Origin of the sequence: Aquabacterium sp., assembly GCF_050725395.1 — a bacterium.
Taxonomy (GTDB): Bacteria; Pseudomonadota; Gammaproteobacteria; order Burkholderiales; family Burkholderiaceae_C; genus Aquabacterium.
Genome location: NZ_JBOHHL010000006.1, coordinates 80,219 through 102,804, shown reverse-complemented (window position 1 = coordinate 102,804; position 22,586 = coordinate 80,219). Strand labels below are relative to the sequence as shown.

Below are 22,586 nucleotides of genomic sequence, written 5' to 3'. Positions count from 1 at the left end.
CTCGGCGCGAGCATCGCAAGGCAGTCCCGCAACGCGGGACCACCCACCTGAAGCCCTGACGGAGGCCGCACCAGCCCCCCGCCTCGCGCTACCAATGGGAGCGCATCAGTCCTTGCTGGCGACCGACACAGCCGGCGCCCAAGACCCACCCAAAGCGCGGATCAGCCCCACCGTGGACGTCGCCCAAGCACCGCGAAGCTGCACCGCCTGTCGCTCAATGGCCAACAAGCTGCGCTGCGTGTCGATCAGCGTCAGGTAGCTGTCTTCACCAGCGCGGTAACGCTTGTCCGCCAGATCGGCCGAGCGGCGCGCCGAGACCACGGCTTCGTCCAAGGCTTCGGTCTGGCTGCGCACGGCCGACAGGCTGGACAGCTTGTCTTCCACATCGCCAAAGGCCGACAACACGGTCTGCCGATAACTGGCCACCGACTCTTCGAGCGAGGCCTCGGCGCGTGCGATGTTGGCCTTGTTGCGTCCGCCATCGAACAGCGGCATCGACAGCACAGCGTTGACCAGCCAAGTGCGGGCATCCCACTTGAACAGATCGGACAGCTCATAAGAGGCATAACCCCCATTGGCCGTCAGGTTCAAGGCCGGGAAGATGGCCGAGCGGGCCAGGCCGACGCGGGCGTTCGAGGCCATCATCTGAGCTTGAGCGGCGGCCACATCAGGACGGCGTTCCAGAAGCGCGGAGGGCAGGCCCGCCGGCACGGCCGGCACCACCGAGGCCGAGGTCAAGGGTGCCGATGGCGCGGTGAAGACGGCAGGCGCCTGGCCCAGCAGCAAGGCCAGCGCGTGTTCGACCTGGGCACGGTTGCCCTTCAGCCCACGGGCCTCGGCCAGCGTGGTGTTGTACTCGGTGCGCGCACGGGCCGTGTCGAACTCGGAGATGTCGCCCGACTTGTAGCGCTTTTCGGTCAGTTGCAGATTCTCGTTGCGCAAGCCCAGCGTGCGGTTCAGCAATTCGACCTCGGCGTCCAGCGTGCGCAGCTGGAAGTAGGTCTGCGCCACATCGGCCTGCAGGGCCAGCAACACCGAGCGGTAGGCGGCCTCGCTGGCAGCGGCATCGGCCGTGGCGGCGTCGACGCTGTTGGCCACGCGCTGGAACAAGTCCACTTCATAGCTGGCCGTGAAGCCGGCTTGCCAGGCGGTGCCGACCGGCACATTGGTGCCTTGGGGCACGCCCACATCGACCACGCTGGACTTGCCGCGGCCGACACCGGCGTTGACGCCGATCTGCGGCAGGCGATCGGCCTGCGCGCCGCGCAAGAGGGCGCGGGCCGCCTTGACGCGCGCCGCGGCGACGGCCAGGTTGGGGTTGGCGGCCAAGGCCCGATCCTGCAACTGGTTCAGCGCCGGATCGTTGAAGGCCAGCCACCACTGGCCGCGCGCCTGAGCCTCGGAAGGCTCTGCCGCTTTCCACTGGCCTTGCGGCGCAGGGATGGCGGTGTCGGGTGCACCCTCCTTGAAGCTGGTCGGCACCTCGATCTTGGCATCGGGTGGTGTGGGCGCGGTGGCGCAGCCAGCCAGCACCAGGGCTGCCAGCAGGGGAGCCAGGACCAGGCTTATTCGGGTGTTTTTAAAGGGGCGATTCATGATCAATGGGCCTCCAGAGGCAGTGCTGTGGCCGATGCGGTCTTGGGCGTTTCAAAACGCTGCGCCAGCTTGCGCAGCAGCACATAGAACACGGGGGTCAGGAACAGGCCGAACAGGGTCACGCCCAGCATCCCGGCGAACACGGCCACGCCCATGGCATGGCGCATTTCCGAGCCCGCACCGCTGGAGAACACCAGCGGCACCACCCCCATGATGAAGGCGATGGATGTCATCAAGATGGGGCGCAGACGCAGGTGGCAGGCTTCCAGCGCGGCTTCCACGATGCCACGGCCTTGATGCTCCAGCTCGCGGGCGAACTCGACGATCAGGATGGCGTTCTTGGACGCCAGCCCCACCAGCACGAACAGCGCGATCTGCGTGAACACGTTGTTGTCGCCATGGGTGAGGTAGACACCCGCCAGCGCGCACAGGATGGACATCGGCACGATCAGGATCACGGCCAGCGGCAGCGTCCAGCTTTCGTACTGCGCGGCCAGCACCAGGAAGACCAGCAGCACGCACAGCGGGAACACATAGACCATGGTGTTGCCGGCCAGGATCTCCTGGTAGGTCAGGTCGGTCCATTCCAGGCTCACGCCCTTGGGCAAGGTCTCCTTGGCGATCTGCTCCATGATGGCCTGTGCCTGGCCCGACGACACGCCGGGGGCCGGGCCACCATTGATGTCGGCGGCCACGTAGGCGTTGTAGCGTTGCACGCGGTCGGGGCCGTATGAGTCGGTCACCGTCATCAGGCTGCCCAGGGGCACCATCTGGCCGTTGCTGCTGCGGGTCTTGAGCTGTGAGATGCCTTCGGCGTTGGCGCGGAAGGGCGCGTCGGCCTGCACGACCACCTGGAAGGTGCGCCCGAACTTGTTGAAGTCGTTGACGTACAGCGAGCCGAGGTTGATCTGCATCGTGTCGAAGATGCTGCCCAGCGGCACGCCCAGCTGCTTGGCCTTGGTGCGGTCCACGTCGGCGAACAGTTGCGGCACGTTGATCTGGTAGCTGCTGAACACGCCGGCCAGTTGCGGCGTCTGCCAAGCCTTCATCTGCAGCGCCATCACGCCTTTGTACAGCTCGTCGTAACCCACGTTGCCGCGGTCTTCCACGAAGAGCTTGAAGCCGCCGATGGTGCCCAGGCCGTTCACCGACGGTGGCGGGAAGACCATGATGAAGGCGTCCTGGATGGCGCCCAGGCGCTTGTTGACTTCGGCTGCGATCTCGCCGCCCGACAGGCCAGGGCCCTTGCGCTTGGCGAAGTCGTCCAGCGTGTAGAACACGATGCCGGCGTTGGGTGCGTTGGTGAAGCCGTTGATCGACAGGCCGGGGAAGGCCACCGAATCGCTCACGCCGGGCACGCTCTTGGCGATGTCGGACATGCGGCGGATCACGGCGTCGGTGCGGTCCAGCGAAGCGGCGTCAGGCAACTGCGCGAAGCCGACCAGGTACTGCTTGTCTTGCGCGGGCACGAAGCCCGAAGGCACGGCCTTGAACACGAAGAACGTGGCCACGCACAGCAGGCCATAGACCACCATGGTCGCGGCCTTGCGGTTCAGCACACCGCCCACACCTTTGGAGTAGCGGTGCGAAGCGCGGTCGAAGCCCTTGTTGAACACGCGGAAGAAGCCCCCCAGAGCCCAGTCCATGCCCTTGGCGAACTTGTCCTTGGGCGCGTCGTGCGGCTTGAGCAGCGCGGCGGCCAGGGCAGGCGACAGGGTCAGCGAGTTGAAGGCCGAGATCACCGTCGAGATGGCGATGGTCAGCGCGAATTGCTTGTAGAACTGGCCCGTCAAGCCGGCCACGTAGGCAATGGGCACGAACACCGCGCACAGCACCAGCGCGATCGCGATGATGGGCCCGGACACTTCCTTCATGGCCTGGATGGTCGCGTCGTGCGGGCTCAGGCCATTGGCGATGTTGCGTTCGACGTTTTCAACGACCACGATGGAATCGTCCACCACGATGCCGATCGCCAGCACCAGGCCGAACAGCGACAGCGTGTTGATCGAGAAGCCGAAACCCAGCAGCACCGCGAAGGTGCCCACGATGGACACCGGCACGGCCAGCAAGGGGATCAGCGACGCGCGCCACGTTTGCAGGAAGACGATGACCACGATCACCACCAGGGCCACGGCCTCGATCAGGGTGTGGACCACGGCGTCGATGGAGGCGCTGACGAACTGCGTCGGGTCGTAGACGATGGTGAAATCGACGTCGGCGGGGAAGTCTGCCTTCAGCTCGCCCATGAGCTTGCGCACGTCGGCCGACAACTGCAGGGCGTTGGCGTTGGGCGCCTCGAAGATGCCCATGCCGATGGCCGGCTTGTTGTTCAGCAGCGAGCGCAGGGCGTACTGCTGGGCACCGAGTTCGATGCGGGCCACGTCGCGCAGCTTGGTCACGCCACCTTCGCCGCCGGTCTTGACGATGATGTCGCCGAACTGCTCTTCGGTCGACAGGCGGCCCGAAGCATTGACCGACAACTGGAAGGACGAACCGGTGTTGGGCGGCGCCCCCACCACACCCGCGGCCACCTGCACGTTCTGTTCGCGGATGGCGGCCACCACGTCGGCGGCGGTCAGGCCGCGTTGCGAGACCTTTTGCGGATCCAGCCAAACGCGCATGGCGTAGTCGCCCGCACCGAACACTTGCACATCACCCATGCCCGGCAGGCGCGCCAGCCGGTCCTTGATGTTGAGCGTGGCGTAGTTGCGCAGGTATACGTCGTCGTAGGTGCCCTTGGGGGACAGCAAGTGCACCACCATGGTCAGGTTGGGCGAGCTCTTGACCGTGGTCACGCCGATCTGGCGCACTTCTTCGGGCAGGCGGGGCAGGGCGCGCTGCACGCGGCTCTGCACCTGGGTTTCGGCCTGCTCGACGTTGGTGCCGATCTTGAACGTGACGGTGAGCGTGAGCGCACCATCGGTCGTGGCCTGCGAGGACATGTAGAGCATGTTCTCGACGCCGTTGATCTGCTCTTCCAGTGGCGCGGCCACTGTTTCGGCGATCACCTTGGGGTTGGCGCCGGGGAACTGGGCGCGCACCACCACGGAGGGGGGCACCACTTCAGGGTACTCGGAGATCGGCAGGCGGAAGATCGCGATGACCCCCGCGATGAAGACCAGGATGGACAGCACCGCCGCGAAGATCGGGCGGTTCACGAAGAATCTGGAGAAGTTCATGGGGTGGTGTCCTTACTTCTTGCCACCAGCGGCCGCGCCGGATGCGCCGCCTTCGGGGGCATCCATCGGCACGACTTGCGGGGCCACAGGCGCACCCGGGCGCACACGCTGCAGGCCATCGACCACGATGCGCTCACCCGGCTTCACGCCGGAGGTGACCACTCGCAACGCGCCCACTTGCGTGCCCAGTTGAACTGGGCGGTATTCGGGCGTGTTCTTGTCGTTGACCACGTAGACGAACTTGCGGTTCTGGTCGGTGCCGATGGCGCGCTCGGCCACCAGCGCCGATTCAGCACCGGTGGGCGAGGCGGTGCCGACCTGGACCCGTGCGAACAAGCCGGGCGTCAGCAGGCCATCCTTGTTGTCGATCAGGCCGCGCATGCGCACGCTGCCGGCGACCGGGTCCACGCGGTTGTCCACGAACTCCAGCTTGCCTTCATGCGGGAAGCCTTTTTCATTGGCCAGGCCGATGCGCAGCTTCATGGCGGCCGGGTTGGCGCGCGCCTGCTTGCCCAGTTGCAGGTAGGTCGATTCGTCGCCATTGAAGCTGACGTACATCGGGCTGGCCGACACCACCGAGGTCAGCACGGTGTTGCCATCGACCAAATTGCCCACGGTGACCTCGGCCTTGCCGACGCGGCCATCGAAGGGGGCGCGGATGGTGGTCCATTCCACGTTGAGCCGGGCGGTTTGCAGGGCGGCCTGGTCGGCGCGCGCGGCGGCGTCCAGCTGGCGCACATTGGCGGTGCGCTCGTCGTAGTCGCGCTGGGCAATGGCATTGTCGGCCAGCAGCTTCTTGGAGCGCTCTTGCTCGGTCTTGGCCAGTTCGGCCTTGGCCTGCGATCCCGCCACGGCGGCTTCCGCCTGGGCGAGCGCAGCGCGGTAGGGGCGGGGGTCGATCACGAAGAGCACGTCGCCCTTCTTGACCAGCATGCCGGGCTTGAGGTTGACGCTGTCGATGTAGCCCGACACGCGGGGGCGCAGTTCGGCACGGTCGATGGCCTCGATCAGGCCGGAGAACTCGCGTTGTTCGGCCACGGGTCGGGACAGGACTTCGGCCACGCTCACCGGCATGGCCTGGGGTGCACCACCGGCGGGCGCCGCGTGGGCGTCCTGCTCCTTGCCGCAACCGCTCAGCAGCATGGTCAAAGCGGCCAGCATGGCCAGCGCGAAACCGGCTTGCGCCGGCCGTTTCAGGGAGGAGTCAAAAGAGGTTTTCATGCTTGGCTCGGTTTCTTGGAAATGGTGGAACTGGAAGAGGTCTGGGCTGATCGGTGTGCTGCAAGAAATGCGCTCAGCGCGGTCACGCAGGGGTCGTCGGCGGTGATTTCGCAGCGCTCGCTGACGTTGTTGACGTCGGCGGGAGGGAGGGTGATCTGGTCCACGGAAATGCCGGCGTGCACCAGCTTGTTGGCGTAGGCCCGGGCCTCGTCGGACAGCGGGTCGCCTTCGGTGTGCATGATCAAAGCGGGGGGCAGGCCGGTCAGGCGGCTGGCCTGCAACGGGCTGGCGTAAGGGTGCAGCCGGTCGGACGGGTGGGGCAAGTAGGTGCGGTAGCTGCGCTCCAGGGCCTGGGCCACTTCGGCGGTGTCGGGCTGGTCGGCGGCGTGGCGCATCGAGTCGCACCGCATGCTGGCGTCGAGCATGGGCATGACCAGCACTTGTCCGGCCAGCTTGGGGCCCTGCCGGTCGCGGCAGACCAGGGCGGACACGGCGGCCAGGTTGCCGCCAGCTTCAACGCCACCGACGAACAGGTTCGTGCCTTTCCAGAACAAGGCGCGCCGATGCTCGTGGGTCAGTGTCAGCACGGCGTGCGCGTCTTCCACGGCGGCAGGAAACGGCCGGTCAGGCGCCAGGGCGTAGCAGGGGGCCAGCATGTTGATCTTGCAGTTGTCGGCCAGCACGCGAAAGCAGGCGTCGGTCGATTCGATGTCGGACACGACAAAGCCGCCAGGATGGAAGAACACCATCAACGCATCGCTGGCTTTTCCAGGAGCGCCCCGGTACAGCCGCAAATGCAGCGGTCCGCTGCTGCCCGGCCACTCGAAGATGGCATCTGGCGCGTCGTCGACGGCTGAATTGGACATGGGCGGACCACTGCGGTTGGTGAAACGAGGTAGCACTGTATTTGTTTGCCTGTTGGTAATAAACTGGCAAATAACGAATTGACTGTTCAGGAATTTGAACAATGGACAAACTAAAGGCCATGGAAGCCTTCGTCAGGGTGGTGGACACCGGCGGTTTCACGCGCGCAGCCGAGTTGATGCAGGCCCCCAAGGCCACGGTCTCCACCCTCATCCAGGACCTGGAAAGCCAGTTAGGCGTGCGCCTGTTGCACCGCACCACGCGCAAGGTCACGGTGACGGCCGATGGCGCCTCGTACTACGAGCGCTGCCTGCGCATCCTCGATGACTTGCGTGAAGCCGACGAGTCGGTGTCTTCACGCCAGGGTGATCCGAACGGACGCTTGCGCGTGGATGTGTTCACCGGCATGGCCAGTTATTTGATGGTGTCGGGGCTGCCTGATTTTTTGGCCCGGCATCCCAGGATCCGGTTGGAAATGGGCTGCAGCGACCGGCCCGTCAACATGGTCAGCGAAGGCGTGGATTGCGTGATCAGGGCGGGCGAGGTCAACGACTCGTCCTTGATCGCGCGGCGCATCGGGTCGATGTGGTTCGTGCCGTCGGCGTCACCGGCCTACCTGGCCCAGCATGGCGTGCCCCGTCATCCCAACGATCTGCACCAGCACACCTTGATCAACTACTTCTTGCCGGCTTCAGGCCGCGTCACGCCCTGGGATTTTTCCAAGGACGGCGAGCGGCTGGAGTGGACGCCGGACACGTGCTTGGCCTTGAACGACTCCAAGGTCTACGAAGACGCGTGCCTGGCGGGCATGGGCATTGGCACGGTGCCTAGCTTTGCCTACCAGCGCTATCACCAGCAAGGCCTGTTGCAAGCCGTGCTGACGGATTGGGTGAGCGATCCGGTGCCGCTCTATGTGGTCTACGCGTCGAAACGGCACCTGTCGACCAAGGTTCAGGCCTTCGTGGAATGGGTGGCCGAGTTCTTTGAAAACGCCCCAGGCTTGAGGCGCCCGGTCAACTGATCCGTCAATGGTTGCTGGAATCAGCCCGCAGCGCGGATCAAATGGTCAAACGCGCTCAACGCCGCCTTCGCACCATCGCCCGCTGCGATCACGATCTGCTTGAACGGCACCGTGGTCGCGTCGCCCGCCGCGAACACGCCCGGGATGGACGTGGCCCCGCGGTTGTCGACCACGATCTCACCATGGCGTGACAGCTCCAGCGTGCCCTTGAGCCACTCGGTGTTGGGCACCAAGCCGATCTGCACGAACACGCCTTCCAGCGGCACCAGGTGCTCTTCGCCCGTGGCACGGTCCTTGTACCGCAGCCCGTTGACCTTGCCTTCGGCACCGGTGATCTCGGTGGTCTGGGCATTGGTGTGCACGGTCACGTTGGGCAGGCTGTTGAGTTTGCGCACCAGCACGGCGTCGGCCTTGAGCTGGTCGGCGAACTCGATCACGGTGACGTGGGCCACGATGCCCGCCAGGTCGATCGCGGCCTCGATGCCCGAGTTGCCACCGCCGATGACGGCCGTGCGCTTGCCTTTGAACAGCGGGCCGTCACAGTGCGGGCAATAGGCCACGCCCTTGTTCTTGTACTCCTGTTCGCCGGGCACGTTCACATTGCGCCAGCGCGCGCCGGTCGAGATGATGACCGTCTTGCCCTTGAGCGAGCCGCCGTTGGCCAGCTTGACCTCGATCAGGCCACCCGGCTGCGCTGCCGGGATGAGCTGTTCGGCGCGCTGCAGGTTCATGATGTCGACGTCATACGTGCGGGCATGGGCTTCCAGGCCCATGGCGAACTTGGGACCGTCGGTCTCGAGCACCGAGATGTAGTTCTCGATGGCCAGGGTGTCGTTCACCTGGCCGCCAAAGCGCTCGGCCGCCACGCCGGTGCGGATGCCCTTGCGCGCCGCGTACACGGCCGCAGCAGCACCGGCCGGGCCGCCGCCGACGATCAGCACGTCGTAAGCTTCCTTGCCGCTGAGCTTGAGGGCTTCCTTGGCGGCGGCACCCGTGTCCAGCTTGGCCACGATCTCTTCCACGGTCATGCGGCCCGAGCCGAAGACCTGGCCATTGAGGTAGACCATGGGCACGGCCATGATCTCGCGGGCATTCACTTCATCCTGGAAGGCGCCGCCTTCGATGACCGTGGTCTTGACCTTGGGGTTGAGGATGGCCATCAGGCTCATCGCCTGAACCACATCGGGGCAGTTGTGGCAGGTCAGGGACATGTAGACCTCGAAATTGAAGTCACCGTCCAGGCCCTTGATCTGGTCGATCACGTCCTGTTCGACCTTGGGCGGGTGGCCGCCCGTCCACAACAGGGCCAGCACCAGCGAGGTGAATTCATGGCCCAGCGGCAGGCCTGCAAAGCGCAGTTGCGTTTCGCTGCCATCACGCCGCAACGCGAAGGAGGGCCGACGAGCATCCTGGCCGTCGGTCTTCAAAGTGATCTTGTCGCTGCGCAAACCGACGATGGTCTGCAGCAGTTCGAGCGTCTCGCGGGACGTCTCGGAGTCGTTCAGCGATGCCACGATCTCGAACGGCTGGGTGACGCGCTCCAGGTAAGCGCCGAGTTGGGCCTTGAGGGTGTCGTCGAGCATGGTGTGCATCCTTTCGTGTTGGATTTCTGGAGAGGGTGCCCCCCACGGGCCTCGTGAGCCTGGAGGGGGCGGTACAACAATTAGTCAGTCAATCAGGCAAAGATCAGATCTTGCCAACCAGGTCCAGCGAAGGCGTCAGGGTCTTGGCGCCTTCCTTCCACTTGGCAGGGCAGACCTGGCCAGGGTTGGCAGCGGTGAACTGGGCAGCTTTCAGCTTGCGCACGGTTTCCGACACGTCGCGGGCGATCTCGTTGCTGTGGATCTCAGCGGTCTTGATGATGCCTTCGGGGTTGATGATGAAGGTGCCGCGCAGGGCCAGGCCTTCTTCTTCGATGTGCACGTCGAAAGCGCGCGTCAGCTTGTGGGTCGGGTCGCCGACCAGGGGGAACTTGGCCTTGCCGACGGCGTCGGAGGTTTCGTGCCAGACCTTGTGCGAGAAGTGCGTGTCGGTGGTCACGATGTAGACCTCGGCACCGGCCTTCTGGAACTCGTCGTAGCTGTTGGCGGCGTCTTCGATCTCGGTGGGGCAGTTGAAGGTGAAAGCAGCCGGCATGAAGATCAGGACGGACCACTTGCCCTTCAGGGTTTCGTCGGACACGGTGATGAATTCACCCTTGCCGCCGCGGTTCACGAAGGCTTCGGTCTTGAAAGGTTGGACTTGGGTGTTGATCAGGCTCATGGCTTGTTTCCTTGTAGGTTGGTGGTTGTTGAACAGAACATTGTCAATGGTAGGCCAGCTTGGTCATTGGCAAGATTGAATGATCAAATCTGATCGATTGGCAAGGGCTATGCTGTGGTCACAATCTTGTCCGAATCCACAGGCCATACAGGACCACGTTGAGCACCACCAGCGCCACGCCCAGCACGATTTGCGCCGTTGGGGTGAGGCCATTGGGGTAGAGCAGCGACATGATGTAGTGGTCGATGAATCCCCCCTCGTAGCCTTCCTGGCCCGCCTTGAAGCGCCAGCGGTTTTCCAGCGGGGTCAAAGGGCAGATGCCCTGGGTGAGTTCGATGAAGATGCCCCAGGCCAGCGCTGGCACATGCACCCAGACCAGGGTGGGCCACTTGAACAGCAGGGCGGCCCCCAGCACCACGAAAAGCACGAAGGCCAGGTGGAAGATCACCAGGGCGTTGGCGAGGATGGCGTAGGGCATGTTGAGGCGGCGTTCAGTCGGCGGAGGGTCGATCATGCCGCAGGGCGGTTCGCGCGGCCAGGCTCAGGAGGGCCGCGAACACCATGACCAAGGCCAAGCCGGCGGAAAGCGACTGCCATTCGGCCACCATGCCGATGAGGGGCGGGCCGACCATCATGCCCAGGTAGCCCAAGGCCGCGACGGCGGCAATGCCATCGGCAGGCGCCACGCCAGGCACCCGCGCCGCAGCGCTGAACAACACCGGCACCACATTGGCCAGCCCCAGTCCGATCAAGGCGAAGCCGACCAGCGCGACAAAGGCACTGCTGGAGGTCAAGGTGAGTCCCAGGCCGATGGCCGCCAGCGCGCCGCACACCTGCACCAGCCTGACAGACGACCAGCGCGCGCGCACCCAATCGCCAGCAAAACGGGTGGCGGCCATGGCGCCGGAAAAACTGGCGTAGGCCAGGGCGGCCGTGGCGGCAGGTGCCTGCAATGATTCGCGCATGTAGAGCACGCTCCAGTCGTAGATGGCCCCTTCGCACAGCAGGCCCACGGCGGCCAGGGCGCCGATCAGGCCCAGCACGCCGCGCGGCAGCACGACGCCGCCATCGGCGCTGGCGTCTCGGCCTCGGTGCATGTGCAGGCAGCCCCAGATGGTGAGCACGCCGCAGATCACGCCGGCCAACAGCAGGTGCTGAGGCGCGGCCACGCCCACGCCTTGCAGCGCGCTGCCCAGACCGGCGCCCGCCATGCCACCGAGGCTGAACAGGCCATGGAAGCCGCTCATCAAGGGCCGCTTGGCCTGGCTTTCGATCTCGCTGGCCGCCACATTGATGGCCACGTCGAACAAGCTGGCGGCGATGCCGAACAAGAACATCAACACCAGCAACACCGCATAGTGGCTCGTGGCCAGCAGCAGGGCAATGGCCACCGCGGCGGCCAGACCAGCGGTGAAGGCCACACTGCGTGGCCCGAGCTTGCCGATGACGCGGCCCGCCTGGGTCAGGCCGGTGACGGAGCCGATGCCGGCGGCCAGCATGGCAAAAGCCAAGGTCTGCTCGCTCAGGCCGAAGTGCGCCTTGACCGTGGGGACCTGAACGCCCCAAGTGGCGAACAGGGCGCCAGCGGCGAAGAATTGTCCTCGGATCGCCCAGGTCGAATGCGATCGCTCAGCGGTCGTCGGCATGCGTGTTCGTCAGCCGCTGGATCTGGCGGTCTTGCAGGCGCGAGAAAAGCAGGAGGGCCGTGACCGCGCCGATGAGCGCAAAGAACATGTCCGACTGCGTGTCCCAGGGATCGCCTTGGGTCCCCAGGAACTCGTCGGCACCCTGGCCCATCGCCAGTGCTGCCCCCCACTCGATGAATTCATAGGTGGCGCTGATGGCCAGCACGATGCAGACCACCACGAACGCCAGCATCTTGGTGCCGTTCACATGCTGGCCACGGACCAGGATCTCGCGGGCCACCAGGGCCGGGACCAGGCCCTGGAAGAAGTGGCCGATCTTGTCGTAGGGGTTGCGCTCAAGCGCGAGCCAGTCTTGAATCTGGAAGCCCAAGGGCACCCGGGCATAGGTGTAGGCGCCTCCGAGCATGAGCACCAAGGCGTGCGCAAAGATGCCGACGTACAACAAGGTGGTCAGGGGAAAGCGCTGGTAGCTGGCCCAGAGCAGGGGCAGGGCGATGAGCACGGGTGCGACTTCCAGCACCCAGGTGGCCTGGTCATAGGGGTGAAGGCCTGACAGCGCCAGCAAGGCGATGAGCAGGACAGAGGCGATCGCCAGTGCTTTGGTGCGTTGCCGGTTCGATTGAGCTGGGGTCATCGAGGAGAAATGTTCCGAGTTGGCGGGCATCATGCCCCAACTCGAAAACCTCTCACGGTGATGCTGGCTTGGTGGTTTGGTAAATGTCGACGGTGCCGAACGAAGCCACCTTCTCGTATCCGGTTCGGAAATCCTCCAAACTCTTGGCCGGCCAGCCCGCCGTGTCCGAAGGCTCACCGGACCAGGGCGGCGAGTGCACCACGATGATGTCGGGTGGCTTGGTCTTGAACCACCAGTCCCATTCTTCCCTTTTGAGCGAGGGCAGGGCTTCCGGGTGGATCAGGCCATGGATGTCCCGGATCTCCCGTTTCGAGAAGTAGCCCAGGTAGCCGATCTCGGTCGCGGCCACGATGTAGTGCGCGGGCGTGTGGTTGTTGATCCATTCGCCCGCCAAGGTGTACTCGGTGGTGAGCCGGTACGGTTTGATCAGGCTGACGGGCGAGATGGTCAGCCGGCTGAGCCCGACCATGGCCACCAAGAAAACCAGCATCCCGATCAGCGGTTTTTGCAGTTGGGCCAGGACTTTTCGCGAAAGGCTGGGCGAGCCTTTCTGCCAGAGCCAGAAGGCGCCCAGGATGACCGCCATGTCGACGGCCAGATTGCCCGGTGCCACGTACCAGAGGTAGCCTGGCGGGGCGTTCATGATGGCGTAGGCGCTGGCTTGCACGAGCCCGAACAAGATCACCAGGGCGACGAATCGATCGCCGCGCCAGTAAGCGCGACCAGCCTGGTAGAAGCCCAGTGCGGCCAGAGGATAGGTCAACCAGGCGACCCTGGGCTGGCTCAGGAAGAACCTGAGCCAGGAGGGTTGGGTCTTGAACCAGCCGATGTCGTGCTGCATGGCCTTCACCGACACGCTGTTGGGCAGGATGTGTCCGTAAGCCAGCCATGAGAAAACGAGCCATGGGAGCAGAACCACGGCGAAGATGCCCACCATTCCCCACAGGATGCGGCGCTCCTTCAACCAATGGGTGCCCGCCAGGATGCCGATCAAGGCCAGGCCTTCGGGCCGGGACAATGCCGCGCAGGCGCACAGCAGGCCTGAGACAAGGTACTGCTGGTTCACGAAGGTCAGCACCGCCCAGACCAGGCAAGCCAGGAAGATGCTGGTCTCCATGCCCCATGAGTTGGTCAGCACGAAGGTGCTGCTGACCAGCGCGGCCATCAACCACGACAGCACCTGGTCGTGCGACTTCCTCATGCCGAAGTAAACGCCGACGCCCAGGGCGATCAAGCCGAAAATGTAGCAGGCGCTGATGGTGGTCGGTGCCTGGGCGCCAAAGGCCTTGGCGACCAGCAGCACGAAGGCATAGAACGGCGAGGTGATGGGGTTGACCTGCGTGCCGGGGTTGTAGGTCCAGCCACGCCCCTCCCACAGGTTGTCCACCACTTTCTGGAAGATGTAGGAATCGTCGACGATGCTGGTGCTCAGTCGGGTCGGCGACAAGGTGATGAAGGCCATCCAGTAGATCAGAAGCAGGCTGATGGCCAGGATGTCCAGGACCTTGTCGAGGTCGTATCGAACCTCGTTGGTCAAGGTTGACGGTAATGCGGTGCTCTGCATGATTTGCCCTCGAAAAAACAAGATGGCTCTCGGGGCAAAAGTGCGTCACCGTCCTCAGCTTCTGTTTTTGGTGCATTTGTCGAAAGCTGGCACTTTTCCCTCCCATGTGCATCAAGAGCACTTTCCGGGCCAGCATGGATGTCGGTGCCCAGGTCCAAACCGGGGCAATGCAGGGCGGTTTGCCTGATCCTGGGGCTTCGAGGCTAGGCGCCCGGTGTGATGACGCACACGGATGAGTCGCCGCCGCTGGTTTCCAGCCAGATCACTTCCAGATCGGGGAACGCTTTTTCGAAGTTCTCGCGTTCATGGCCGATTTCAAGCACGAGCACCGCATCGGGCGAGAGATGGCGACTCGGGTGGTCCTTCAGCGCCGCCAGCAGGGCCCGGGTGAAGTCCATGCCGTCGTCGCCCGAGGCCAAAGCCAGTTCGGGCTCGGCCAGGTACTCGGGGGGCAGGGCGCGCATGGACTGCGCGTTCACATAGGGCGGGTTGCACAGGATCAGGTCGTAGGGGCCGCGGGCTTGCGCCAGGCCATCGCTCTGGATCAGGGTGATGCGGTCGGCCAGGTCGTGCTTGTCCACGTTGATGCGGGCCACGGCCAGGGCATCGGCGCTGATGTCCAGGCCGTCCACGGTCACGTCGGGGTAGGCCATGGCGGCGATCACGGCCAGGCTGCCGTTGCCGGTGCACAGGTCCAGCACGCGCCGGGTGCGGTCGCTCAGCCAATGGTCGATGCTGCCATCGGCGATCAATTCGGCGATGAAGGAGCGGGGCACGATGGTGCGCTCGTCCACGTAGAAGGGCACGCCCTGAAGCCACGCCTCCTTCGTCAGGTAGGCCGCGGGTTGGCGCGTGTCGATGCGCTGCTGGATGAGGGCCTGGACCTCGGCTTGCCGGGCGGCATCGACGGGCTGCTCGGCCGCGCCATCCAGGTCGTCGATGGGCAAGCCCAATTGCCACAGCACCAGCCAGGCGGCTTCGTCGAAGGCGTTGAGGGTGCCGTGCCCAAAAGAAACACCCGCCTGGGTGAGGCGGGCGCTGGCGGCTTCGATCAGTTCAATGACGGTGGTCACGACAACAGTCTTTCCAGGGTTTGGCGGTAGATGTTCTTCAAGGGCTCGATGTCGGCCACCGCCACATGTTCATCGATCTTGTGGATGCTGGCGTTCACGGGGCCGAACTCGACCACCTGTGGGCAAATCTGCGCGATGAAGCGGCCATCGGAGGTGCCGCCGGTCGTGGACAGCTCGGGGCTGAGGCCGGTGACGTCCTTGATCGCGCCCGAGATGGCTTCGATCAAAGTGCCGGGGCGGGTCAGGAAGGGGCGGCCGCCCAGTGTCCAGTCAATGGCGAAATCCAGGCCATGCTGCGTCAGCACCGCTTGCAGCCGTTCCTTCAAACCATCGGGCGTGGATTCGGTCGAGAAGCGGAAGTTGAAGTCGATCACCAGTTCGCCTGGGATGACGTTGTTCGCGCCCGTGCCGGCGTGGATGTTGGACATCTGCCAACTGGTGGGTGGGAAGTGGTCGTTGCCCTGGTCCCAGGTGATGCCAGCCAGTTCGGCCAGCGCCGGTGCCGCCAGGTGGATCGGGTTCTTGGCCAGGTGCGGGTAGGCGATGTGGCCTTGCACGCCCTTGACGCGCAGTTTGCCCGACAGCGAACCGCGGCGGCCGTTCTTGATCATGTCGCCGACGGACCTGACCGAGGTGGGCTCGCCCACGATGCAACAGTCCAGGCGCTCACCGCGTTGCGTGAGCCATTCGCAGACCTTGACGGTGCCATCGACCGAGGGGCCTTCTTCATCGCTGGTCAGCAGGAAAGCGATGCTGCCCTGGTGCTGCGAATGCGCCGCGACGAACTCTTCGGTGGCCACCAGCATGGCGGCCAATGAGGCTTTCATGTCGGCCGCGCCCCGACCATAGAGCATGCCGTCGCGGTGTGTGGGCACGAAGGGCGGGCTGGTCCATTGGTCCAGCGGGCCGGTGGGAACCACGTCGGTGTGGCCGGCGAAGACCAGGGTGGGGGCACCGCTGGCATGGCCTGCGCCGCGCTTGATGGCCCACAGGTTGGTGACGGGGGCCTCGGCAGGGCCGAAGGTCAGGGGGTGGCATTCGAAGCCCAGGGCCTGCAGGCGCTCGATGAACAGGCTCTGGCAAGCGCCGTCGTCGGGCGTGACGGAGGAACGGGCGATCAGCGCCTCGGTCAGGCGCAGGGTGGCGGTCATGGTCGGACAATCTCGGTCAGAAACGGGTGGAGCCGAAGCCGCTGACGCGGTCGTCGTTGCTCACGTCCAGCGTGATCTCGGTGAAGGACGGGCCTTCCTCGGAGTCTTCGGCTTTGGGCGTGAGTTTCGACGAGGCGCCCTGGTCGTTCTGCAAGCGCCACATCAGGTTGGTGGGCGAGTCGGCGTTGGCCAGGCCTTCCTCGCGCGTGATCAGGCCTTCGCCGATCAGCCGGGCGATGTCATGCTCGAAAGCTTGCGAGCCTTCGGCCATGGACTTTTCCATGGCTTCCTTGACGCCGCTGAAATCACCTTTTTCGATCAGCTCGGACACCAGCTTGGTGTTGAGCAGCACCTCGACCGCCGGGATGCGCCCACCGGCCGTGGCGCGCAACAGGCGCTGCGACACGATCGCCTTCAGGCCCGACGACAGGTCGCTCAGCAAGGCCGGACGCGACTCGGGCGTGTAGAAGGACAGGATGCGGCCCAGTGCGTGGTAGCTGTTGTTGCCGTGCAGCGTAGACAGCACCAAGTGGCCCGACAGCGCGTACGAGATGGCCGCCGTCATGGTTTCGCGGTCGCGGATTTCGCCGATCAGGATGCAATCAGGTGCCTGGCGCAACGCATTGCGCAGGCCAACCTGCAGCGAGGCCGTGTCGCGGCCCACTTCGCGCTGGTTGACCACCGATTTCTTGTTCGAGAACAAAAATTCCATCGGGTCTTCGATGGTCAGGATGTGGCCCGTCATGCGCTGGTTGCGCAGTTCGAGCATCGAGGCCAAGGTGGTGCTCTTGCCCGAGCCGGTGGCGCCGGCCAGGATGATCAGGCCGCGCTTTTCCATCACCAGCGAGGACAGCACCTCGGGCAGGTTCAGCGTTTCCAGCGGCGGGATGTCGGACGGGATGTGCCGGAACACCGCCGCGATCGAACCGCGCTGCTTGAAGGCGCTGAGCCGGAAGATGGCCACGCCAGGAATCGTCAAACCCACGTTCAGCTCGCCCGTGTCGTCCAGCTCTTCCATCTGCGTGGGCGAGAGCATCTCGGCCAGCAATTGGCGCGGCTGCGAGGGCTTGAGCGGCTGGTCGGTCAGTTGCAGGATCTGGCCATGGAGCTTGATGAGGATGGGTGTGGCGGCCGACAGGAAAACGTCCGAGGCCTTTTTCTCGGCCATCAAACGCAGGACTCGTTCCAGGTTGCCTTCACTCATCAAGTGTCTCCTTGGGGATCGGTTTTTTATCAGGCGCGCAGCAGGTCGTTGATGCTGGTCTTGGAGCGCGTTTGCGCGTCGACCCGCTTGACGATGACGGCGCAGTACAGGGAGTACTTGCCATCGGCGCTGGGCAGGTTGCCGCTGACCACGACCGAACCGGCGGGGATGCGGCCGTACGTCACTTCGCCCGTGGCGCGGTCATAGATCTTGGTGCTCTGGCCAATGTACACGCCCATGGAGATCACCGAGTTCTCTTCCACGATCACGCCTTCGACCACTTCGGAGCGGGCGCCGATGAAGCAGTTGTCTTCGATGATGGTGGGGTTGGCTTGCAGGGGTTCGAGCACGCCGCCAATGCCGACGCCGCCGGACAAGTGCACGTTCTTGCCGATCTGGGCGCAGGAACCGACCGTGGCCCAGGTGTCGACCATGGCGCCTTCATCGATGTAGGCGCCGATGTTGACGTAGGAGGGCATCAGGATCACGTTCTTGGCCTGGAAGCTGCCGCGGCGGGCCACGGCGGGCGGCACCACGCGCACGCCGCTGGCACGCAGCTGTTCGTCGGACCAGCCGGCGTACTTGGTGGGCACCTTGTCGAAGAACTGCAGGGGGCCGTCGCCCATGGGCACGTTGTCGTTCAGGCGGAAGCTCAACAGCACGGCCTTCTTGATCCACTGGTGGGTCACCCAGTCGCCATCGATCTTCTCGGCCACGCGCAGCTTGCCGCCGTCGAGCTGGTCGATGATGTGGTTGACGGCATCGCGCACTTCGGCGGGGGCCGCGGCCGCGGACAGCGTGGTGCGCTGTTCCCAGGCGTTGTCGATGGTGGTTTGGAGTGCTTGGGTAGTCATGCTTGGAACAATCAAAAAGTGAAGATCAGAAAGACTGGATGAAGGCGCGGATGCGCTGCGCGGCTTCAAGGCATTCGTCCACGCTGGCGACCAGGGCCATGCGGACACGGCCTGCGCCGGGGTTGATGCCATTCGATTCGCGGGCCAGGTAACTGCCTGGCAGAACGGCCACATTGTATTGAGCCAGCAGTTCTTTCGCGAACCACTCGTCGCTGCCGCCGCCGACCTGCGCTGGAACACCGGCCCACAGGTAGAAGCTCGCGTCGGGCAAGGCCACGTCCATCACTTCGGCCAGGATGGGGGTGACCTGTTCGAATTTCTGCCGGTACAGGGCGCGGTTGTCGACCACGTGGGCTTCGTCGTCCCAGGCGGCGGCGCTGGCGCGCTGCACCGAAGGGCTCATGGCACTGCCATGGTAGGTGCGGTACAGCAAAAAGGCCTTGATCAACTCGGCATCGCCGGCCACGAAACCCGAGCGCAGTCCGGGCACATTGGATCGTTTGGACAGGCTGGTCAGCGCAATGAGGTTCTTGAAATCGCCGCGGCCAAGCTTGGCGGCGGCTTCCAGGCCTCCCAGAGGCGCGGCACCAGGGCCTTCGCGGAAATAGATCTCGGAATAGCACTCGTCGGACGCGATGACGAAACCAAACCGGTCGCTCAGTTCAAACAGCCTGGCCCATTCGTCCAGCGGCATCACCGCACCCGTGGGGTTGCCCGGCGAGCACACGTACAGCAACTGGGTGGTCGCCCAGGTCGATTCGGGGATGCTGGACCAGTCGGCCGCGAAATTGCGCGCCGGATCGGAGTTGGCGAACACCGCGCGGGCACCGGCCAGCAGGGCCGCGCCTTCGTAGATTTGGTAGAACGGGTTGGGGCAGACGACCGCCGGGCCACCCGCTTCGCGGTGCAAGTTGGGGTCGATCACCACCTGGGCCAAGGCGAACAGGGCCTCGCGCGAGCCATTGACCGGCAGGATCTGCGTGGCCGGATCAAGCGACAAGCCATAGCGGCGTTGCACCCAATGGGCGCAGGATTCGCGCAGCACGGGCTCGCCGGCGGTGGCCGGGTAGCTGGCCAGGCCGTCCAAGGCATCGGTCAGGGCCTGCTTGATGAAGGCAGGGGTGGGGTGCTTGGGTTCGCCGATCCCCAGGCTGATGGGGCGCAACGCCGGATTGGGCTTCACGCCCACGGTGAGTTGTCGCAGCCGCTCGAAAGGGTAAGGCTGCAGTTTGGACAGCAATGGATTCATGCCCGGGATTATCCCAGCCCCCAGGCCGACTGGTGGCGCGGGTTAGCGCGGAATGTGCGGGAATGTGTTCAGCGCTTGACGGGCGGCGCCATTTCCACCCGGTCCCGGCCCAGGGCTTTGGCCTGGTACAGGGCCTGGTCGGCGCGCTCCAGGGTCTGGCTCAGCGAGGTGACGCTGTCGTGCACGGCCACGCCGGCCGAGAAGGTCACGCGCAAAGCCGGCACCGCGGACGACAGCGCGGTGTCGGCCAGGGCGGTGCGCAGGCGCTCCAGCGCCACGGTGGTCTTGTCCTGCGAGGTGTTGGGCATGAGGATGAGGAACTCCTCGCCACCCCAGCGGGCGATGGTGTCGGTGTCGCGCAGCACGGTCACGGCCGCCTTGGCGAAGTTGCTCAGGCAGTCATCGCCCACGCGGTGGCCATGGCGGTCGTTGACCTGCTTGAAATGGTCCAGGTCGATCAGCACGGCGGTGAAGCGCTCGCCGTAACGGTCGAAGCGGCCCACGCAGTTTTCCAGCTTGTCCTGCATGTGGCGGCGGTTGCACAGGCCGGTCAGCGAATCGTGCGTGGCCAGTTGCTGAACCTGCTCCAGGGCCAGTTTCAGTTCGCGCCGCTGCTTGATCAGGCGGTTGCGCCAGGTGGAAATCTGGTAGGCCGTGAAGGTCAGTGGTGGCAGGGTTCCGACCATGAGCTCGAACCGGATCAGCTCGAATTTCGGCGGGTAGTACGCGGGATCGATGTGCGACAGCACCCCCATGCTCAGCCCCAGCAACAGCATGGCGCCACCGCCCACCAGCGCCGATTGCTTGGGGGTGTGCGTGTACATGCCGAAGACCATGACCAGGGCAATGAGCACCATCACCACGCCACGGTCGTAGGGCCCCAGGGCCGTGTAGGCGAACGAAATGCTCAACAGGGCAAAAATGTTCTGCGGAATCATCAAGGCCGGGTCTTTGAAGTGCCGCGTTTTGCCAGAGCGGATCAGGGCGTAGAGCACGGCGTACACCGGAACGGTGGTGACCAGCAGCAGGCGCGGCGCGAAGGGGCGGATCATGCCCAGCTCGGCCACATAGAACGCGGCCCAACAGCAGATCATGTACATCAGCGCGCACATCAGGATGGCGGCGGTGCGTGACCGCGTGTGCCGGTCCGGCCCGAAGATCAGCGCCACCAGCTTGCCCACGCCGTTCAGGATGGGATCGTCGTCCTTCGGGTTGAGTGCCTGGACCTCGCTCATGCCTGGGCCTCCGCCTCGTCCGGCACGTGGGCCAGGTTGGCGATCACGCAGCGGTTGCGGCCTGTGCGCTTGGCTTCATAGACCGCCTGGTCCGCCCGGTCGACCAGTTGCTCCAGGCTTTCGCCGGGCAGGGCCTGGGCGATGCCGGCCGAAAAGGTCAATTGCATCAAGGCGTGGTCCTGGAAGATCTGCGTTTCGACGGTCTGGCGCAGGCGCTCCAGGGCGGTCCAGGCTTCGGTTTGGCTCAATTGCGGCAACAGCAGCAAAAATTCTTCGCCACCCCAGCGCCCGAGTTTGTCGACCTGCCGCAACTGCGGTGCCGTGCATTGCGCAAAGCCCTTGAGCGCCGTGTCGCCCGCGTGGTGGCCGAAGCGGTCATTGATGTCCTTGAAATGGTCCAGGTCGATCAGGGCCACGCACAGGGGCGCGCCGCTGCGCTCGATCAGCTTGAGTTCGGCCTCGGCCAGGTCGGTCATGACGCGGCGGTTCAGCAGGCCGGTGAGGACGTCGGTGGTGGCCATTTGTTCGACCGTGCGGACGGCTTCGGCCAAGTCCCGGGTCTGGCGGCCCAGGCGCACGCCGATGTCGCTGATCCACTTGGCGACGATGGACAGCATGAGCAGGGTCGAGCCGCCCACGACCAGGATGGCCCAGGTCTTGGTGGCCGGGTAGCGGACCGGGTCGGACCAGCTCATGGCCAGGGACGCCACGGCCAGCATGCCCACGCTCAGCATGCCCAGCGTCAGCACGCGGGCGGGCTTGAGTCGGAACATGGAGGCCACGATGGTCAGGCCGATCAGGATCATGACGTTGCCGCGGTGCTCGCCCAGCAGACCGAAGGCCAGCACGCAACCCGCGTTGGCGGCCAGCGCGTGCGGGAAGGTCATCACGGGGTCGCGCAGCCGTTGGCTCCATCCCGAACGCACCAGGGCGAACACCGGGATGAAGGTGAGTGCGCAATACAGGGTGAGGACTTCGACGATGTGCCGGTCCAGCAAACCCAGGTAAACAGAGTGCAGTTGGATGCCGATGGACACGGCGTACATCTGCAGGGTGCCCAAAACCTGCAGGGTGTGGCGCCGCGTGACCGGATGTTGCCCGAGCGCCCAGTCAGCCAGAGGTGAATACCAGGGGGATGATTTCATCAGGTGGACATGTTGTTCCACCCTTATCGGCTGAAAACCCAGGGCCTTGACATCAAGTTACATGTCCTGAAACCCTGAATCGGGCAATTTCAGCCAAGCAGCCCGGTTTCCGCCGAATGTTGCGGCAGTTCGACCTTGGGCAAAGGCTTCCAGCCCTTCTGGCGGTGCTCGACCACCACATTGGTGTAGATGCCGCCGCGCACATACCACTTGGCGGTGATGCGCAGGTAACGCGGCTGGATGGCCTTCACGAAGTCGTCCAGGATGGCGTTGGTGACTTTTTCGTGGAAGGCGCCGTCGTTGCGGTAGCTCCACATGTACATCTTCAGGCTCTTCAGTTCGATGCACAGCTTGTCGGCGATGCATTCGATGGTGAAGTGCGCGAAATCGGGCTGGCCGGTCAACGGGCAGAAGCAGGTGAATTCCGGGATCTGGAATTGAATGACGTAGTCGCGCTGAGGGGCTGGATTGGGGAAGACGTCCAGTTTGCGGGTGGCGGCCGAGGGGGGCGTGGCGGGTTTGACGCGCTCACCCACGATGACGGCGTCGGCGGCGGGGGCGCTCTTGGCGGCGCGGGTAGAGGGGGCTTTTTTGGCCATGTTGAACTGCGGCGGCAGGAGAAATCTGAGAGAGTCGCCGATGCTATCATCCCAGACCCGATTGAATGCGCTATTTTGCGTGTTTTTTC

The 22,586-nt window shown here is 64.7% G+C and carries 19 protein-coding genes; 1 reads left to right on the top strand and 18 read right to left on the bottom strand.

Annotated features, from left to right (window positions below):
* Window positions 1-105: 105 nt before the first annotated feature.
* Genes ACREB4_RS06115 through ACREB4_RS06100 form a run of 4 tightly spaced genes read right to left on the bottom strand, consistent with a single transcriptional unit; the run spans window position 106 to window position 6,862 of the window.
* On the bottom strand, window positions 106-1,596 hold the full coding sequence (locus tag ACREB4_RS06115) for an efflux transporter outer membrane subunit (RefSeq protein ID WP_431587313.1): 1,491 nt from the start codon (window positions 1,594-1,596) through the stop codon (window positions 106-108).
* A gap of 2 nt (window positions 1,597-1,598) precedes the next feature.
* A complete protein-coding gene (locus ACREB4_RS06110) occupies window positions 1,599-4,775 on the bottom strand; it encodes an efflux RND transporter permease subunit (protein WP_431587312.1) in 3,177 nt (1,058 codons plus the stop codon).
* A gap of 12 nt (window positions 4,776-4,787) precedes the next feature.
* Window positions 4,788-5,996, bottom strand: a complete 1,209-nt coding sequence (locus tag ACREB4_RS06105; protein WP_431587311.1) for an efflux RND transporter periplasmic adaptor subunit — start codon at window positions 5,994-5,996, stop codon at window positions 4,788-4,790.
* Window positions 5,993-6,862: an alpha/beta hydrolase gene (locus ACREB4_RS06100; RefSeq protein ID WP_431587310.1), complete on the bottom strand. Its 870-nt coding sequence runs from the start codon at window positions 6,860-6,862 to the stop codon at window positions 5,993-5,995. Before ACREB4_RS06100 ends, ACREB4_RS06105 begins: the two co-directional genes overlap by 4 nt.
* A 101-nt stretch (window positions 6,863-6,963) precedes the next feature.
* Here ACREB4_RS06100 and ACREB4_RS06095 point away from each other — a divergent pair, with 101 nt between their 5' ends.
* On the top strand, window positions 6,964-7,881 hold the full coding sequence (locus ACREB4_RS06095) for a LysR family transcriptional regulator (RefSeq protein ID WP_431587309.1): 918 nt from the start codon (window positions 6,964-6,966) through the stop codon (window positions 7,879-7,881).
* Window positions 7,882-7,901: 20 nt separating this feature from the next.
* Here ACREB4_RS06095 and ahpF read toward each other — a convergent pair whose 3' ends face one another.
* The 14 genes from ahpF to queF form a co-directional block, all read right to left on the bottom strand.
* Window positions 7,902-9,464: an alkyl hydroperoxide reductase subunit F gene (ahpF, locus tag ACREB4_RS06090; RefSeq protein ID WP_431587308.1), complete on the bottom strand. Its 1,563-nt coding sequence runs from the start codon at window positions 9,462-9,464 to the stop codon at window positions 7,902-7,904.
* Between the two features lie 103 nt (window positions 9,465-9,567).
* A complete protein-coding gene (ahpC, locus tag ACREB4_RS06085; protein WP_431587307.1) occupies window positions 9,568-10,143 on the bottom strand; it encodes an alkyl hydroperoxide reductase subunit C in 576 nt (191 codons plus the stop codon).
* A gap of 118 nt (window positions 10,144-10,261) precedes the next feature.
* A complete protein-coding gene (locus ACREB4_RS06080) occupies window positions 10,262-10,657 on the bottom strand; it encodes a DUF2784 domain-containing protein (protein WP_431587306.1) in 396 nt (131 codons plus the stop codon).
* Window positions 10,635-11,789: an MFS transporter gene (locus ACREB4_RS06075; RefSeq protein WP_431587305.1), complete on the bottom strand. Its 1,155-nt coding sequence runs from the start codon at window positions 11,787-11,789 to the stop codon at window positions 10,635-10,637. Before ACREB4_RS06075 ends, ACREB4_RS06080 begins: the two co-directional genes overlap by 23 nt.
* On the bottom strand, window positions 11,773-12,456 hold the full coding sequence (locus ACREB4_RS06070) for a DUF2238 domain-containing protein (RefSeq protein WP_431587304.1): 684 nt from the start codon (window positions 12,454-12,456) through the stop codon (window positions 11,773-11,775). Before ACREB4_RS06070 ends, ACREB4_RS06075 begins: the two co-directional genes overlap by 17 nt.
* Window positions 12,457-12,475: 19 nt before the next feature.
* Entirely contained in the window at window positions 12,476-13,987 is a 1,512-nt protein-coding gene (locus ACREB4_RS06065; protein ID WP_431587303.1) for a hypothetical protein, read from the bottom strand.
* 203 nt (window positions 13,988-14,190) lie between these two features.
* On the bottom strand, window positions 14,191-15,060 hold the full coding sequence (gene prmB / locus ACREB4_RS06060) for a 50S ribosomal protein L3 N(5)-glutamine methyltransferase (RefSeq protein WP_431587302.1): 870 nt from the start codon (window positions 15,058-15,060) through the stop codon (window positions 14,191-14,193).
* Entirely contained in the window at window positions 15,057-16,211 is a 1,155-nt protein-coding gene (dapE, locus tag ACREB4_RS06055; RefSeq protein WP_431587301.1) for a succinyl-diaminopimelate desuccinylase, read from the bottom strand. The genes prmB and dapE overlap by 4 nt, the downstream gene beginning before the upstream one ends.
* Window positions 16,212-16,227: 16 nt before the next feature.
* Window positions 16,228-17,415, bottom strand: a complete 1,188-nt coding sequence (locus ACREB4_RS06050) for a PilT/PilU family type 4a pilus ATPase (RefSeq protein ID WP_431587300.1) — start codon at window positions 17,413-17,415, stop codon at window positions 16,228-16,230.
* Between the two features lie 29 nt (window positions 17,416-17,444).
* Window positions 17,445-18,269, bottom strand: a complete 825-nt coding sequence (gene dapD / locus ACREB4_RS06045) for a 2,3,4,5-tetrahydropyridine-2,6-dicarboxylate N-succinyltransferase (RefSeq protein WP_431587299.1) — start codon at window positions 18,267-18,269, stop codon at window positions 17,445-17,447.
* A gap of 25 nt (window positions 18,270-18,294) precedes the next feature.
* Complete coding sequence (dapC, locus tag ACREB4_RS06040) at window positions 18,295-19,518, bottom strand: succinyldiaminopimelate transaminase (protein ID WP_431587298.1); 1,224 nt, start codon at window positions 19,516-19,518, stop codon at window positions 18,295-18,297.
* A gap of 68 nt (window positions 19,519-19,586) precedes the next feature.
* Window positions 19,587-20,753, bottom strand: a complete 1,167-nt coding sequence (locus ACREB4_RS06035; protein ID WP_431587297.1) for a GGDEF domain-containing protein — start codon at window positions 20,751-20,753, stop codon at window positions 19,587-19,589.
* Window positions 20,750-21,898 (bottom strand): diguanylate cyclase, encoded by a 1,149-nt coding sequence (locus ACREB4_RS06030; protein ID WP_431587296.1) that lies wholly within the window; start codon window positions 21,896-21,898, stop codon window positions 20,750-20,752. Before ACREB4_RS06030 ends, ACREB4_RS06035 begins: the two co-directional genes overlap by 4 nt.
* Window positions 21,899-21,987: 89 nt before the next feature.
* A complete protein-coding gene (gene queF / locus ACREB4_RS06025; protein ID WP_431587295.1) occupies window positions 21,988-22,497 on the bottom strand; it encodes a preQ(1) synthase in 510 nt (169 codons plus the stop codon).
* Window positions 22,498-22,586: the final 89 nt, after the last annotated feature.

Coding starts and splice junctions, on each gene's coding strand:
- ACREB4_RS06115 (WP_431587313.1), bottom strand. CDS start 1,596: ATGAATCGCCCCTTTAAAAACACCCGAATAAGCCTGGTCCTGGCTCCC.
- ACREB4_RS06110 (WP_431587312.1), bottom strand. CDS start 4,775: ATGAACTTCTCCAGATTCTTCGTGAACCGCCCGATCTTCGCGGCGGTG.
- ACREB4_RS06105 (WP_431587311.1), bottom strand. CDS start 5,996: ATGAAAACCTCTTTTGACTCCTCCCTGAAACGGCCGGCGCAAGCCGGT.
- ACREB4_RS06100 (WP_431587310.1), bottom strand. CDS start 6,862: ATGTCCAATTCAGCCGTCGACGACGCGCCAGATGCCATCTTCGAGTGG.
- ACREB4_RS06095 (WP_431587309.1), top strand. CDS start 6,964: ATGGACAAACTAAAGGCCATGGAAGCCTTCGTCAGGGTGGTGGACACC.
- ahpF (WP_431587308.1), bottom strand. CDS start 9,464: ATGCTCGACGACACCCTCAAGGCCCAACTCGGCGCTTACCTGGAGCGC.
- ahpC (WP_431587307.1), bottom strand. CDS start 10,143: ATGAGCCTGATCAACACCCAAGTCCAACCTTTCAAGACCGAAGCCTTC.
- ACREB4_RS06080 (WP_431587306.1), bottom strand. CDS start 10,657: ATGATCGACCCTCCGCCGACTGAACGCCGCCTCAACATGCCCTACGCC.
- ACREB4_RS06075 (WP_431587305.1), bottom strand. CDS start 11,789: ATGCCGACGACCGCTGAGCGATCGCATTCGACCTGGGCGATCCGAGGA.
- ACREB4_RS06070 (WP_431587304.1), bottom strand. CDS start 12,456: ATGATGCCCGCCAACTCGGAACATTTCTCCTCGATGACCCCAGCTCAA.
- ACREB4_RS06065 (WP_431587303.1), bottom strand. CDS start 13,987: ATGCAGAGCACCGCATTACCGTCAACCTTGACCAACGAGGTTCGATAC.
- dapE (WP_431587301.1), bottom strand. CDS start 16,211: ATGACCGCCACCCTGCGCCTGACCGAGGCGCTGATCGCCCGTTCCTCC.
- ACREB4_RS06050 (WP_431587300.1), bottom strand. CDS start 17,415: ATGAGTGAAGGCAACCTGGAACGAGTCCTGCGTTTGATGGCCGAGAAA.
- dapD (WP_431587299.1), bottom strand. CDS start 18,269: ATGACTACCCAAGCACTCCAAACCACCATCGACAACGCCTGGGAACAG.
- dapC (WP_431587298.1), bottom strand. CDS start 19,518: ATGAATCCATTGCTGTCCAAACTGCAGCCTTACCCTTTCGAGCGGCTG.
- ACREB4_RS06035 (WP_431587297.1), bottom strand. CDS start 20,753: ATGAGCGAGGTCCAGGCACTCAACCCGAAGGACGACGATCCCATCCTG.
- ACREB4_RS06030 (WP_431587296.1), bottom strand. CDS start 21,898: ATGAAATCATCCCCCTGGTATTCACCTCTGGCTGACTGGGCGCTCGGG.
- queF (WP_431587295.1), bottom strand. CDS start 22,497: ATGGCCAAAAAAGCCCCCTCTACCCGCGCCGCCAAGAGCGCCCCCGCC.